The organism is Methylophaga thiooxydans DMS010 (assembly GCF_000156355.1).
Lineage (GTDB): Bacteria > Pseudomonadota > Gammaproteobacteria > Nitrosococcales > Methylophagaceae > Methylophaga > Methylophaga thiooxydans.
Genome location: NZ_GG657904.1, coordinates 80,227 through 93,668 on the forward strand (window position 1 = coordinate 80,227; position 13,442 = coordinate 93,668).

Genomic DNA, 13,442 nt, shown 5'->3' on the forward strand with positions numbered 1-13,442 from the left:
CGTTTTATGGCCGATATTTCCAACCGTAAACAGCAAAATCAAGCCTTTTTGCAGGAGTTGGAAAAGCAGCGTTTAAATAAAGACTGTAACCGCATTATAGATCTACGCGGTAAAGTTGCAGGCGAATGTCAGTGCTACGAATTTGGCGGTCGCCAGCATTATCTTGATGACCGTGCATACCTACTGGTCAAACAGTTAATGGCACGTTTTGATGGTCGCTACACCATTGGCGTTTATGAAGCCGTGCTCAAAGCCCTGAAACTCTTAGCTCAGCAGGCAACACCGGCCAAAGCACAACTTGATACCCCACTGTTGTTACGCCTGGATAGCAGCCTACAACGTAGTGAAGAACGTATCACCTTCAGCACGCCGATAAAACTTCGCTTAGACGATGTTTTATATAACGGGCATACGGTAGATATCGCCAGCCAAGCAATTCGCATCGCATTCAAACGGACTCACTCATTACATGCTGATGATATTGTCAGAATAGAATTTACTGATTTTCCGCATCCCGATAATGAGGCACTGCTCACTGCCGCCACCTATCAAATCATCAAAATCGATCATGATGAACGCTACACGACCGTGGTGTTAAGTCTTGCCCAGCAGGATGATGTCTTTGATCAAGTGTTACAAGCATGGCTCACAGCGCATGGCGCGCAAGGTTCAGTTGATGTGGATGATCGCCTGATTAACCTTCAGAATCAGTTTTATCAACGTGTTTGGTTGACGCATTTGCACCAGCCTCAGCTTTGGCTGGCGAGCAAAGATGAGGTACAAGCTTTATTGGCTGTGCATATAATGCCGGCCGCACAAGCCGTTTACGGTGCTGATTTTTACCCACAGTTTTTGCAACAGTTACCGCTCCTGCAAGTGTGTGCTGGCGCCCAGGATGTGATCGCTGTAGTTCATGCCGATAGCAGTTATGGGTGTGCACTCAGTCAGAAAAAATCGGTGAAAAAATTAATTAACTGGCATTTAGCAAAACCTGATAGTCGCTTGCTGTGGTTACAAACAAGCCAGGTCAACTTCTCTGACGACACGATGGCAAACGAACTCGCTACCATCAGCCAGCTTAATAGCGATTGTGCTGACAGCCTAGAGTCAACTTTGCACGCAATACGCAAGCGGGTCAGCTTACTTGATATGAGTCATTGCTTTAGCAACGTCAGTGCTGACCACTCTGTTAATCAAAGTCAGTTGAGTGCCCTGCAAAGCTTGAAACTTTTTTTTGACGATGATTTGGCCACACCAAATAGTTTGCAACAACATATCGAACGCGCGTGCTCACGTTTTTACATTCGCACTCCCGTCACTATTCAACTAGAGAATCAATCATGGCAGGTTGAAACGCTGGACGTATCAGCACATGGCATGTCGTTGTATTTACCTGCAGATACTGATATTTCACTGAACCAACGTATCAGTGCAAACTTTTTACGCTGGCAAACATTAACCAAGAAAGTTAACCTGCAAGCCATTCCCTATCAGGTAAAAAATAAACAGCTTTGGAACGGCAAACTCAAGCTGGGTTTACAGCGCATTCGATATAATTGCCCTGAAAGTCTGAACCAGTTCTTTGACTGGGTGATTGCTGAAAACGCAGACAAACTAAAAACGGATCATGATGATGTGATTAAGGCGGCTGAAGGCCGTCTATTTAGTGCCCAGCTGACTCCGACATTAACTACCTTACCGGTATTTCTGGGCATGCAAGAAGGTCAACGTGATATCACGTTGGTAGGCATGACCGATAGTAACGCGGCAGAAAACGTTGATAAGCATTTCTGGACTGTACTTCGCCAGCAAATGCTGCATCTTAGCGAGATGCTAAAAGCGTTGCCTCACGATCAGAACACGCTGATAACCACGCTTTATGGCTATCAAAACTCACAGCAGCAATGGACGCTTGCCTTTGAACAAGACTTTAATCACAGCCGGGATAAAACGCTGTGGATGCAACGCGCACTAAAAAACCCATCGCTGATAGCTTATCACTGTGTCATACACCCGCTGAGTAGTGATGACGCTTATCTGGAATCAGATGTCGCTGACCAGCTACAGCAATTGCGTCAGCTACGAGCCCATAAAGTACAGCAGCTACGTCAGCAATTTGGTAGCTTGTTCGGTTTGATGGAGCTAACGGATATCAGCCCCATTATCCGGCTTTTTTATGAGTCAGATTAAGCTGCAGCGATCATCATTTTATCAAGCAGGACCGAACCACAGCGGGTATTACCGCGCAGATCAATATCGCTGCCAATGGCCACCAGCTTCATAAACATATCCTGCAAATTGCTGGCTATAGTAAATTCATCCACCGGATATTGAATTTCACCATTTTCAACCCAAAAGCCCGCTGCACCTTGAGAATAATCGCCATTAACGATATTAACTCCCATGCCCATGGTTTCGGTGACGATAATGCCTTTATCCATCTGCTTGATCAGCCCCTCAAACCCCATGTCGGTGCTGCTATCAATGCTCAAGTTATGAACACCACCTGCATTAGCGGTTGTGCTCATACCCAGTCTTCTGGCCGCATAACTATCCAATACATAGCCTTGTAGAACACCATCAAGAATGATATCGCGGTTACTTGTTGCAACGCCTTCGGCATCAAATGCCGCACTACCCAGTGCTTTTAACAAATGCGGTTGTTCATGGATATGAACGAAGGATGGGAAAATTTGCTCGCCACGCTTGTCCAATAAAAATGATGCTTTACGATAAAGAGCGCCACCACGAATCGCTGCGATCAATTGTCCAAATAGACTCGGCGCAACATCGGCTGTAAACAAAACGGGGTAAGAACCTGTTTTAACATCACCGGCTCCTAACCGAGCTAAAGTGCGTTGAGCGGCTTTGATACCAACGCTGGTTGCGGAACTCAAATCACTGGCATCTCTTGCCATGTCATACCAATAATCGCGTTGCATGCCGCGTTCATCTTTGGCAATAAGACTGGCTGAAATACTGTGGCGACTGCTCTGAGTCTTGCCAAGAAAGCCATGACTATTAGCGTAAATACGCTGCCCACGGTGACTTGAAACTGTGGCACCTTCTGAATTACTGATGCGTGTATCTGAGTCAAGTCCAGCTTGCTCACAGTCGGTGGCTAACTCAATGGCCTGCTCAACAGTCAGATTCCATGGATGATCAAGGGATAAATCCGGCAGTGAGGTTGCCATCAAGTCCGCATCAGCCAAGCCTGCGGCATCATCCGCCTGTGTATGTTTAGCGATATTACACGCTGCCTGCACGGCTTCCTGAATCGCCGCAGGACTGAGATCTGATGTACTTGACGACGCTTTGCTTTGACCAAAGAAGACCGTAATACCTAAGCCCGTATCATTATTATGTTCGAGCGTTTCGACGTCACGCTGACGCACCGTAACGGAAAGCCCTTCACTATGACTCAGCCCCACTTCTGCAGCCGTGGCACCGAGTTTATTGGCCTGCTCCAGAGCAATTTCGGCAGCACGTTCAAGGCTGGGTTTCTGTATTTCTTGACTCATATAATTAGCTCAACTTCCTCAGTCTGTCCCTCAGTTAAATAAAAGCCACGCATCTCCAGCACTCCCTTGGTATTGAGTGAAATAATCAAATACAAGGCATCGCTGTAATTTGCATCTTCAATATCAATCACTGATGGCATCGCCGGACTGCTTGGGTGTGAATGATAAATGGCAAATAAGGACTGGCCTTTGTGTTTCATCGATTTGAATGCCGCTAATTGCTCGCTGGCATTGAGAGCAAATAAAACACTGGCATCCATCGCCACGTTCTCTATCGGATAACATTCACACTGTTGCCCCAACTGACCAATTAAACCGCAGACTTCCTGTGCCGGTGATAATTGTGCTTGATGCAGCAGTTGATTAACCAGCGGTCGAGGAATTTGAACTGTTTTTTGTGTCATTGCTGTTCCTGATTTTGAGAACAAACAGGACAGTCGGGGTCCTGTTTCATTTTGATTTCACGCCATTGCATCGATAAAGCATCCAGCAATAATAAGCGGCCAGCCAAGCTTTCACCCACCCCGGTTAACAGCTTTATGGTTTCTACTGCCTGAGTGCCCCCCACCATTGCAAGCATGGGTGCCAACACGCCGCTTTCTGAACAGCTTTGTTCCAGTTCACCTTTGTCTTCATAAAGACAACGATAACAGGGGCTCTCAGCCTGTCGTGGATCGTACACCGTGATCTGTGCTTCAAAGCGAATCGCCGCACCTGAAACCAAGGGCAGGTTTTGCTCACGACTGACTTCATTTAACAAAAAGCGGGTAGCAAAGTTATCCGAACAATCAACCAGTACGTCTACATCAGCAGTTGCCGCCATTAATCCGGCTTTATCCAGACGTTGATTGATTAACTGCAAACTCACATCAGGATTCAACTCGCGCAGCTTATCGGCAGCAGAGGCAACTTTTTCCCGGCCGATATCCTGTTGTCCATGAACTATCTGGCGTTGCAGATTAGATAACTCCACCTCATCATCATCCACCAGGGTCAATTTACCAATGCCTGAAGCCGCGAGATACATTGATACCGGAGCCCCCAGACCACCCAGGCCAATAATCATCACATGACTATCGATCAGTGTTTGCTGGCCGTTAATATCCAGCTGGGGCAACAAAATATGTCGACTGTAGCGAAGCAGTTGATCGTCGTTCATCGTCGATTAGCTAAAACCATCAAAAGCCATATTATAACGTCAGTTGACCCATGACTGCGCGATCTTGGCCGCCAAAATCCTGATGTGCCGAAATATGTTCAAACCCGGCATCGGTAAATAACTGCTGGACTGCTGCTGATTGTTGATAACCATGCTCGACTAACAACCAGCCATCTTTCTTCAAACATTTCGCTGCCTGCACCACGATCTGGCGAATATCCTCTAAGCCATCCGGTCCAGACACTAGCGCAGACAATGGCTCAAACCTGACATCACCCTGATTTAAATGTGGATCACGCATTTCAATATAGGGCGGGTTGGATACGACAAGATCAAAACTAGCGGATTTAAAACCCACCAGCCAGGACATATTGATAAAACGAACCTGCTCAAGCGCATGTCGATTTGCATTCTTTTGCGCGAGTTGTAAAGCCGCAAACGAAAAATCCGTTGCAATCACATCGATATCTGCTTTTTCGGCGGCGAGCGATAATGCTATCGCGCCAGTTCCTGTCCCCAAGTCAACCACTGTCATATTGGGCTTAATTTTTGATAATGCCAGCGACACCAATAATTCGGTATCCGGACGCGGAATCAAGGTCGAGTTATCGACCAACAGATCCAATGACCAGAAACCACGGCTTCCCGTCAGATGAGCCACTGGCTCGCCTTGCTTACGCCGTTCCACTAATTGGTTGAATAACTGCCATTGCTGCGCTTCGAGTTCATGTTCTGGGGACACATGTAAACGCGTCGGGGTGCAGTCTAAAACATGGCATAACAAGATCTGCACATCAACGTCAGGGCTCAGCGAATCACTGAGCTCTGCACGCCCAAATGCCAATGCTTCATGCACCGTAGGCTGCATCATTCGTTCAGTCAAAAGATACCCATCACAACCGCAATCACAGCGAGTACTGCAGCGCCGATGCTGATATAACGTTGTTGTTTTAAATCCGCCTGCAACTCCGCCAGCTGTGCCTGTTGCTTGCTGTCACTTTCCTGTTGCGCTTCAACAGATTGCGTTTTGACTATCGGCAAGACACGTTCATTCAGCTGCTCATCGACGCAACGACTTACCATTGGCATCAAATCTTGCTGCACCTGTTTAAACAAAGTCTCGCGAACAGGCTCTTGCTGCTGATTAAGCCAATCCATGCCTTCGCTACGCAAGGTGACCATTACTTTTTCTGTCAAACCATAGCTTTGCAGTGCTTTATCAACCGCTTGCTCCGCTGCTTTGAAAACAGCATCATTTGCTTGACTGGCCAGGTTCTGTTTTATTTCAATCAATTGGGTTTGCGCCGACTCTGACACTTGACGCGTCATTTCAGGAATTAAACTCAGACTATGCTTTTGGCTTGTTTCTTGTGCTGTTTTTGCGGCGATATCACGGCTGATATCGGTCGTCATCTTTTCGAGTTGCTGTTGCAACTCAGGCATGAGCTGCTCACGAAGTGCTGCAGTCATTGCGTTGATATCGAATTCTGAGCGATGGTCTTCCGAATCCATCGCTGTCGCTGACGGCTCGTCAGTTTGCATTGTGGCAGTCACATCGTCTAATAAGGCTTGCAAGGCATCGGCTGCAGGAGGTTTCGACAATACGGCAACAGCACCACTCGACAGTGCCTTTTCTAAGTCCGTTTCACTATCATTACCGGTACAGATCACCACAGGAATCAAGGCCAAATCAGGCTTAGACTTTATTTCATAACACGTTTTCAGGCCATCCATACCGCCCATTGTGACGTCCATAAAGACAATAACCGGCTTATCTGCCGTTGATTGCAACCAGTCCAGCGCCGCTTCACCACTTTCTAATTCCACCACGTCGAAGTTTTGTGCTTTTAACAGCTTTCCCAGAGTCATTCTGGCAACGCGTGAATCATCCACAACTAAAGCAGTTTTATTCTGCATGGCTTCTCCTTATGTTTTATCTCTCAGCAGCACGAAAGACGTCGAGACTGACTGACTCCACTTTTTTCCCTAACATGATGATTTGTCCACGATAGCGCTGTTGCATATCACTGGCAAACTCAAAAAAATAAGTTCGATGTAACTGCATTCGGCCTTGTCTATTACGTTTCAGACGCATTTTTTGCCAAGCAACGGTATCGTTTAAGAAGGAAACCCCAGCATTACCACAGTAGGCACGTGCAGCAATAGTTGCTCGCTCGGCAACGCCACGGCTATCCCACCACAACCAGCCCAGTAAAGACAAAACCAGTAACACAATCGTACTTTCATTCATGCTAAATCTCCCCACAGGCTTTGTACTACGGCAAGCGCTGCAGTAGAGGCTGTTTCAGTTCGTAAAATACGCGGCCCAAATTGCACGGCAGTGAAACCGCTACTTGTTGCCATCTTGACTTCATCATCCGTCAGACCACCCTCAGGCCCGATTAGCAGAGTGAGTTGTGTGGCGGCTTGCAGATCGTTAAACCGCGTCTGTGCCTGCGGGTCTAAAACCAACTTCATGGTATCCGCTGTCGAGTTCAACGCATTCTGCATATCGACTACTTCGCTTAAGGTGGGCAACACAGCACGTCCACTTTGTTCACAGGCACTGACTATCACGCCTTGCCAGTGAGCAAGACGCTTTTCAATGCGATCGTGTTTGAGCTGCACGTTACAACGTTCTGTCATTACAGGAATGATTTGATTAACGCCCAACTCGACCGCTTTTTGAATAGCGAAATCCATTCTTTCACCACGCGAGATACCTTGTAACAGCGTGATATTCAGGGGCGATTCAGAAGCCTGTGTGAGTTGCTCGCCCAACTCAGCTTCCGAGCGTTTACGTTCGACATGCGTCAATGTCGCTTGATACTCGAGTCCCTTGCCATTAAAAAGCTGAATCCGTGCGCCTTGTTTGAGCCTCAACACCTGAATCGCATGGCGATGCACTGCTTCTGGTAAAGGCAGTACGCGTTGACTGGCATCGAGCTCAGGACAGAAAAATCGGGGAATACGCATGTAAAGCTGCTTGCAAATAAATTAACTGCAAGCAGTTTACAGCTTGTCACTGTCAGATTGAATCAAATTTTCGTTGGCGCTGTTATACTCAGGCGCATGAATATTGACCGGCGGCAACTACAGCAAATAGTAAAAGACGTGGCTGATACCACGATCATGCCGTTATTCAATAACGTCAGTCGCCGCTACAAAAAAGACGGCAGTATCGTGACGCAAGCGGATAACGCTATGCAACATGCGCTGTCTGAGCGATTAGCTGAAATTTGTCCTGACATCGCTTTGCTTGGCGAGGAAATGACACCAGCAGAACAGCAAGCAATGCTAGATACCGGACAACCGCTCTGGTGTTTGGACCCTATCGATGGCACTAGTAACTTCGCAGCAGGCTTACCGTTTTTTTGTGTTTCTCTGGCGTTAATAGAACAAGGCAGAGTCATCACAGCCGTTGTCTACGATCCGGTTCGTGATGAAAGTTTTAGCGCTTGCCTAGGCCAAGGCGCATGGCTGAATGATGCGCCGTTGCTCGTTGAAAATGTCGGGCTGACACTTAAACGCACCATTGCATTTATTGATTTTAAGCGCCTTCCTGAGGCACTGAGTACACAATTAGTCAAAGAACGTCCGTATGGTTCACAGCGCAATGAAGGCTCGATTGCACTGGAACTTTGCTGGCTTGCCGCTGGCCGTGGTCATGTTTACCTGCATGGGGGCCAAAATATATGGGACTACGCTGCTGCTGATTTAATCGTTTCCGAAGCGGGAGCCTACGCCTGTACATTAAACGGCGAGATTGTTTTCAAAAACACGCTGGAACAACGTTCAAGCTGCGCGGCGATTGACAAAGATTTGTACGATCAGTGGCGATCCTACCTTAAAGTGCCAAGCTAAGATGGTCACTGACAACATGCTGACACCTGACTGGCCTGCACCGCTTAACGTCAAAGCCGTTTCTACAACTCGTCAGGGTGGTTTTAGTCAGGCGCCCTTCGACAGTATGAATGTAGGCACACACGTTGGTGATGATGCTTCAGTCGTCAAAAAAAATCGCGATCAACTCAAGCAGCTGATAAACCTGCCAAACTCTCCGCTCTGGCTGGAGCAAGTCCATGGAACTGATGTCATTCATGCTTCATCATGGCAAAAAAGTAGCCAAGCAGACGCGATATACAGCGATCAGCCTAAGCAAGTATGCGCCATCATGACGGCAGATTGTTTACCTGTTTTGTTCACGGACAGACAGGGTAAACAAGTGGCAGCAGCGCATGCTGGCTGGCGTGGCTTATTGAATGGTGTATTGGAAAACACCGTGAGCCAGTTTAGTGGGGCACGAGAGGATATTCTGGTCTGGCTTGGTCCTGCCATAGGACCAACACAGTTTGAAGTCGGCCAAGAAGTCTATGCTGCGTTCACTGCTTATTCACAAGATGCCCAGCAGGCATTTAAAGTCAGAGACCAGACACATTATCTAGCGGATATTTACCTACTCGCAAAACAGCGCCTCTCCGCGCTGGGTATTACACAAATTTATGGTGGCGATTTTTGTACGGTAACGGAAAAGCAACGTTTTTTCTCATATCGGCGAGATGGCATCACCGGTAGGATGGTATCGCTTATCTGGATTGTGGCTAAATAAGGTATGATTGTCGGCTTGACGTTTTTTTGTGGCTAACTATGGATTTATTATTCTGGATCATCGGTTTTAGTTTGTTGGGCGGTTTGCTCAGCGTGGTGATCGCTTCCTCATTTTTACTGCTGTCTGATAAGCATCGCGCCACTACCGTGCCGCATTTGGTCAGCTTTGCCATTGGTGCTTTGTTGGGTGCGTCATTTCTGGGCTTAATCCCCCACGCCATTGAAAACCAATACAACGTCGATCCACATGAAATTGGCCTGACCTTATTACTCGGCCTGCTGCTTTTTTTCCTATTGGAAAAAATGGTGTTGTGGCGACATTGTCATAGTCACCATGGTGATGAAGTGATTCCGGAGCTCAACCGACCTGATCACCACGGCGGCCACAATCACAAACACGAAGCTGCGGGGTCGTTGATTCTGATTGGCGATGCCATACATAACTTTGTTGATGGCATCTTGATCACTGCCGCCTTTATGACCGATGTGCACTTAGGGATCGTCACTGCTTTAGCCATTGCAGCTCATGAAATCCCGCAAGAGTTAGGTGATTTTGTTCTTTTGTTGCACAGCGGGTTCACGCGACGTAAAGCACTTTACTACAATATTTTATCAAGTCTTGGCACGGTCGTTGGCGCCTTGCTGGCTTACTTCTTGTTAGCCGATATGCAACAGTATTTGCCGTACATTCTGGTGGTAGCGGCTTCAAGCTTCATCTATGTCGCCGTCGCCGACCTGATACCCGGATTGCATACCCGTATCCGCCCATCAGAAACGCTGCAACAAATTTCCTTGATTGCCGCCGGTGTTATATTCATTTTTATTGCTCACAGCACTTTGCACTAGCCTATGACTGTCCAAACCACCGCCATCCACAAAATCTTGGTTGTCGGCCCCTCATGGGTAGGGGACATGGTAATGGCGCAAGCTCTATTTCGTGCGCTGAAAGATGACAACCCCAATGTCGTCATTGATGTGTTAGCGATGGACTGGACAAGACCACTGCTGGAACGCATGCCTGAGGTCAATAAAGCTGTAACGATGCCGATTACCCATGGCACGTTTGGCTGGAAAATAAGAAAACAATTGGCACGAGAGCTTGCCAATCAAGCCTATGACCAAGCCATTGTGTTACCAAACTCGTGGAAATCGGCCTTAATTCCCTGGTTTGCTGGCATTCCGGTGAGAACAGGCTGGCGCGGTGAAATGCGTTATGGCCTTTTAAATGATATCCGCACTCTGGATAAAGCGGCTTTACCAATGATGGTGCAACGCTTTGTGTCACTGGCTTATCCGGCCTCGCAGTCGCATGCAGCGCCAAGTTATCAGGCGCCTCTAATGCAGGCTGAGCCAATAAAGGCAGATATTAACCCAGTCATTAAGCCAGACCAAAAACGTTTGATTTTATGTCCCGGCGCTGAGTTTGGCCCAGCCAAGCAATGGCCTCCCGAACATTATGCCGCAGTGGCAAACCATTTCTTAGATGATGGCTGGCAAATAGTCGTACTGGGCTCAAAAGCCGATCAGACCACAGCACATGAGATAGCAAAACATATCTCAGCCAGCCACCTTGAACAGTTTTATGACCTTAGTGGCCAGACTAAGCTGGAAGATGCCATTGACTTACTTAGTACGGCAGATTGTGTGGCATCCAATGATTCTGGTCTGATGCACATTGCCGCGGCATTACAGCGCCCATTGGTAGCACTTTATGGCCCGACATCCCCCTCTTTTACACCACCTCTGGCCAATAACGCCCGACTTTTACAGCTTGATGTTGACTGTGGCCCCTGCTTTCAACGCACTTGTCCAGAAGGCCACCACCGGTGCATGCAGGAGCTGACCGTTAACCGCGTCACGGATTTGATACGATTGATTACAGATGAACACAACAAAACACGCTAACTTCTCGCTGAGCTTTTCACAAATTAGGCTAATAACCGCGCTTATTAGTTTATTACTCTCTGCTGCTGCCTATTATTTCGACGATATCATTAATCGTGATGGCGTAATGTACATGGAAATGGTGCAGGCTTATTTTGATGGCGGCCTGTCATCGATGGCCACTATCTATGACTGGCCATTTTTCGCCATGCTAACAGCTTGGTTCAGTCAATTATCAGGCCTGCCCATTGAGCTCAGCGCCAACACTCTCAACAGTATTTTGTTTGTAGTATTTACAGATGCGTTGTTATTAATCAGTCATCGGTTGTTACCTAATCTGCGGCAGGTCGGCATTGCTGCCGTGCTTATACTGAGTTTTTATAGCATTAATGACTATCGTGATTTCGTGATACGCGATATTGGATACTGGGCATTTTGCTCTCTGGCGCTTTATCAATTGATGCGTTACCAGGCTGAGCCTAAACTAAAGACGGCTATACAGTGGCAAGTCAGTGCATTGGTCGCGGTATTGTTCAGGGTCGAGGGCATTATTTTACTATTCTTAATGCCATTCTTTGCCCTCAGCAGCTGTCAGCTAAAATCATCGATCCGTGAATTAGTTCGTCTGCATAGTCTAAATCTCATGATTGGTGTTGTGTTGGCCATAGCAGCTTTAAGCTTGACTGAGTGGTTCAACGCCTTTGATAAAGTCAGTGATTACCTGACTTATCTCAATACTGAAGCCTTGCAGTTAAAACTCGATGAACGGCTGAATGTGATGGAAAAACGCATTCTCAGTCCATTCTCCGCTGATTACAGTGCATTGATTTTGTTCTCAGGACTCAGCGTCATGCTGTTGTATAAATTGCTGGCAGGTGTCTCAGGCTATTACGGACTGATTTGGCTCGTAGCATTGAAAACGACAACATCTGTTCCGGCGCATCGTTACCGTAAGCTATTATGGGGATTTCTAGCAGTCAATATCCTGATTCTGCTTGCGTTTCTTTTCAGACAGTATTTTGTTGTTACGCGCTACTGCGCCATGGCCATCGTCGGCCTATTCCTGCTTCTTTTACCGAAAATGACTCAGGCAATTGAAGCTGCTTGGCTTAACCGTCGTTATAGGCTTTTTGCCTTCTTCGCATTCTTGGTTTTTGCTGGGTTTGTTGATGCCCTCCACACAACAAACTCCAAAAGTTATATAAAGAACACCGCGATTTGGGCCCAACAAAACCTGAATCAAAATAGTCTTATCGCCACCGATGATGAGTTTATTCAGTATTATTTCAAACGAAATAATGACCGGCCTATTGTTTATCACCCGCAAGGGTTCAAAAATATTGAGCGCTTTGATTACCTGATTCGTGTCGAAAAGAAAGACGCTAAAACGTTAGCGCAACTATACGGAGTAACCACGGCGGAGATTGTCTACGAATTACACAATCGCCGTGGTAACAAAGCGACAATCTATAAAATTGATCATCATGCAGACGCCGACTGAATTCAAGTTACCTATTCCCGCCAGTCCAGAAAACTTCGACTTTTTCTGGAATCTAGATTGCGATTGGTTTGAGCCACCCAACTACAGACGAGGCGGTTGGAGCGGCGTGATTCAGTATCAACTCCCTGTAGCGGGTAAGTTGTCGGATGTTTTTATAAAACGCCAAGAAAACCATATAACGCGCAACCGCAGCCATTGTATAAAGGGCACCCCAACCTTCCAACGTGAATATAATAATATTCAACAACTTCGTCAGCATCAGATTCCAACCTTAGAACCCATTTTTTTTGCTGCCTACCAAACCAAAGCCATCCTTATTACTAAGTCACTCACTGGTTATCAAAGTCTTGAAGATTTATCCCCCGAACACCTCAGCCTACAAGAACGTCACAGCTTAATCATTGAAATAGCCAAACTGATACAGCAGCTTCATTCACACCATTTTCAACACAACTGCCTTTATCCCAAGCATATTTTCATTCGTCAGCAAACTGATCAGTGGGAGGCAAAACTCATTGATTTAGAGAAGCTTCGCAAACGTTTATTCAAAAAACAGGCGATGACGCGTGATTTTTCTACCTTATCACGTCACCTTGCTGATGCGTGGTCAACAGCTGATCGTATGCGTTTTTTTAAAGCCTATCTAGGCGAAACCAAACTCTCAGAAAAATCAAAGCGGACATGGCGGCAGCTGACAAAAAAGATGTTGCAAAAACGACGCTAGTCCAAATCTTATGCTGCTTGTTATACTGAGCGCTGTTTAACTTAA

The 13,442-nt window shown here is 46.9% G+C and carries 14 protein-coding genes; 7 read left to right on the forward strand and 7 right to left on the reverse strand.

Annotated features, from left to right (window positions below; genetic code table 11):
- The first annotated feature begins 6 nt into the window (after positions 1-6).
- Positions 7-2,190, forward strand: a complete 2,184-nt coding sequence (locus MDMS009_RS13370; protein ID WP_008291963.1) for a PilZ domain-containing protein — start codon at positions 7-9, stop codon at positions 2,188-2,190.
- Here the strand turns inward: MDMS009_RS13370 and pmbA are convergent.
- Genes pmbA through MDMS009_RS13405 form a run of 7 tightly spaced genes read right to left on the reverse strand, consistent with a single transcriptional unit; the run spans position 2,187 to position 7,656 of the window.
- A complete protein-coding gene (gene pmbA / locus MDMS009_RS13375) occupies positions 2,187-3,521 on the reverse strand; it encodes a metalloprotease PmbA (protein WP_008292001.1) in 1,335 nt (444 codons plus the stop codon). The genes MDMS009_RS13370 and pmbA overlap by 4 nt on opposite strands.
- Positions 3,518-3,925, reverse strand: coding sequence for a M67 family metallopeptidase (locus MDMS009_RS13380; RefSeq protein ID WP_008291958.1), 408 nt, complete (start codon positions 3,923-3,925; stop codon positions 3,518-3,520). Before MDMS009_RS13380 ends, pmbA begins: the two co-directional genes overlap by 4 nt.
- Complete coding sequence (locus MDMS009_RS13385) at positions 3,922-4,680, reverse strand: HesA/MoeB/ThiF family protein (protein ID WP_008292000.1); 759 nt, start codon at positions 4,678-4,680, stop codon at positions 3,922-3,924. The genes MDMS009_RS13380 and MDMS009_RS13385 overlap by 4 nt, the downstream gene beginning before the upstream one ends.
- Positions 4,681-4,711: 31 nt before the next feature.
- Positions 4,712-5,551 (reverse strand): peptide chain release factor N(5)-glutamine methyltransferase, encoded by an 840-nt coding sequence (prmC, locus tag MDMS009_RS13390; RefSeq protein ID WP_237700530.1) that lies wholly within the window; start codon positions 5,549-5,551, stop codon positions 4,712-4,714.
- An 8-nt stretch (positions 5,552-5,559) separates the two neighbouring features.
- Positions 5,560-6,597, reverse strand: a complete 1,038-nt coding sequence (locus tag MDMS009_RS15920; RefSeq protein WP_008291960.1) for a response regulator — start codon at positions 6,595-6,597, stop codon at positions 5,560-5,562.
- Positions 6,598-6,613: 16 nt separating this feature from the next.
- On the reverse strand, positions 6,614-6,931 hold the full coding sequence (locus MDMS009_RS13400; RefSeq protein WP_008291981.1) for a DUF3301 domain-containing protein: 318 nt from the start codon (positions 6,929-6,931) through the stop codon (positions 6,614-6,616).
- Positions 6,928-7,656: a 16S rRNA (uracil(1498)-N(3))-methyltransferase gene (locus MDMS009_RS13405; protein WP_008291921.1), complete on the reverse strand. Its 729-nt coding sequence runs from the start codon at positions 7,654-7,656 to the stop codon at positions 6,928-6,930. The genes MDMS009_RS13400 and MDMS009_RS13405 overlap by 4 nt, the downstream gene beginning before the upstream one ends.
- Before the next feature lie 96 nt (positions 7,657-7,752).
- On the opposite strand from MDMS009_RS13405, the gene MDMS009_RS13410 reads away from it, so the two are divergent.
- From MDMS009_RS13410 to MDMS009_RS13435, 6 genes are read left to right on the forward strand one after another with little or no spacing between them, the layout of a single operon-like run.
- The gene (locus MDMS009_RS13410; protein ID WP_008291988.1) at positions 7,753-8,544 is read left to right on the forward strand and encodes an inositol monophosphatase family protein; all 792 of its coding nucleotides are present in this window, start codon (positions 7,753-7,755) and stop codon (positions 8,542-8,544) included.
- A gap of 16 nt (positions 8,545-8,560) precedes the next feature.
- On the forward strand, positions 8,561-9,289 hold the full coding sequence (gene yfiH, locus MDMS009_RS13415; RefSeq protein ID WP_237700531.1) for a purine nucleoside phosphorylase YfiH: 729 nt from the start codon (positions 8,561-8,563) through the stop codon (positions 9,287-9,289).
- 38 nt (positions 9,290-9,327) lie between these two features.
- Positions 9,328-10,134: a ZIP family metal transporter gene (locus MDMS009_RS13420; protein ID WP_008291996.1), complete on the forward strand. Its 807-nt coding sequence runs from the start codon at positions 9,328-9,330 to the stop codon at positions 10,132-10,134.
- 3 nt (positions 10,135-10,137) lie between these two features.
- A complete protein-coding gene (gene waaF / locus MDMS009_RS13425) occupies positions 10,138-11,193 on the forward strand; it encodes a lipopolysaccharide heptosyltransferase II (RefSeq protein ID WP_043888362.1) in 1,056 nt (351 codons plus the stop codon).
- Positions 11,171-12,673 carry a hypothetical protein gene (locus tag MDMS009_RS13430; RefSeq protein ID WP_008291986.1) on the forward strand — a complete coding sequence of 501 codons (1,503 nt, stop codon included), beginning with the start codon at positions 11,171-11,173 and terminating at the stop codon, positions 12,671-12,673. Before waaF ends, MDMS009_RS13430 begins: the two co-directional genes overlap by 23 nt.
- Positions 12,657-13,397, forward strand: a complete 741-nt coding sequence (locus MDMS009_RS13435; RefSeq protein WP_043888364.1) for a lipopolysaccharide kinase InaA family protein — start codon at positions 12,657-12,659, stop codon at positions 13,395-13,397. The genes MDMS009_RS13430 and MDMS009_RS13435 overlap by 17 nt, the downstream gene beginning before the upstream one ends.
- Positions 13,398-13,442 lie beyond the last annotated feature (45 nt).

Excerpts from the sequence above, each read along its gene's own strand:
- MDMS009_RS13370 (WP_008291963.1), top strand. The coding sequence starts at position 7 with ATGGCCGATATTTCCAACCGTAAACAGCAAAATCAAGCCTTTTTGCAG.
- pmbA (WP_008292001.1), bottom strand. The coding sequence starts at position 3,521 with ATGAGTCAAGAAATACAGAAACCCAGCCTTGAACGTGCTGCCGAAATT.
- MDMS009_RS13380 (WP_008291958.1), bottom strand. The coding sequence starts at position 3,925 with ATGACACAAAAAACAGTTCAAATTCCTCGACCGCTGGTTAATCAACTG.
- MDMS009_RS13385 (WP_008292000.1), bottom strand. The coding sequence starts at position 4,680 with ATGAACGACGATCAACTGCTTCGCTACAGTCGACATATTTTGTTGCCC.
- prmC (WP_237700530.1), bottom strand. The coding sequence starts at position 5,551 with ATGATGCAGCCTACGGTGCATGAAGCATTGGCATTTGGGCGTGCAGAG.
- MDMS009_RS15920 (WP_008291960.1), bottom strand. The coding sequence starts at position 6,597 with ATGCAGAATAAAACTGCTTTAGTTGTGGATGATTCACGCGTTGCCAGA.
- MDMS009_RS13400 (WP_008291981.1), bottom strand. The coding sequence starts at position 6,931 with ATGAATGAAAGTACGATTGTGTTACTGGTTTTGTCTTTACTGGGCTGG.
- MDMS009_RS13405 (WP_008291921.1), bottom strand. The coding sequence starts at position 7,656 with ATGCGTATTCCCCGATTTTTCTGTCCTGAGCTCGATGCCAGTCAACGC.
- MDMS009_RS13410 (WP_008291988.1), top strand. The coding sequence starts at position 7,753 with ATGAATATTGACCGGCGGCAACTACAGCAAATAGTAAAAGACGTGGCT.
- yfiH (WP_237700531.1), top strand. The coding sequence starts at position 8,561 with ATGCTGACACCTGACTGGCCTGCACCGCTTAACGTCAAAGCCGTTTCT.
- MDMS009_RS13420 (WP_008291996.1), top strand. The coding sequence starts at position 9,328 with ATGGATTTATTATTCTGGATCATCGGTTTTAGTTTGTTGGGCGGTTTG.
- waaF (WP_043888362.1), top strand. The coding sequence starts at position 10,138 with ATGACTGTCCAAACCACCGCCATCCACAAAATCTTGGTTGTCGGCCCC.
- MDMS009_RS13430 (WP_008291986.1), top strand. The coding sequence starts at position 11,171 with ATGAACACAACAAAACACGCTAACTTCTCGCTGAGCTTTTCACAAATT.
- MDMS009_RS13435 (WP_043888364.1), top strand. The coding sequence starts at position 12,657 with ATGCAGACGCCGACTGAATTCAAGTTACCTATTCCCGCCAGTCCAGAA.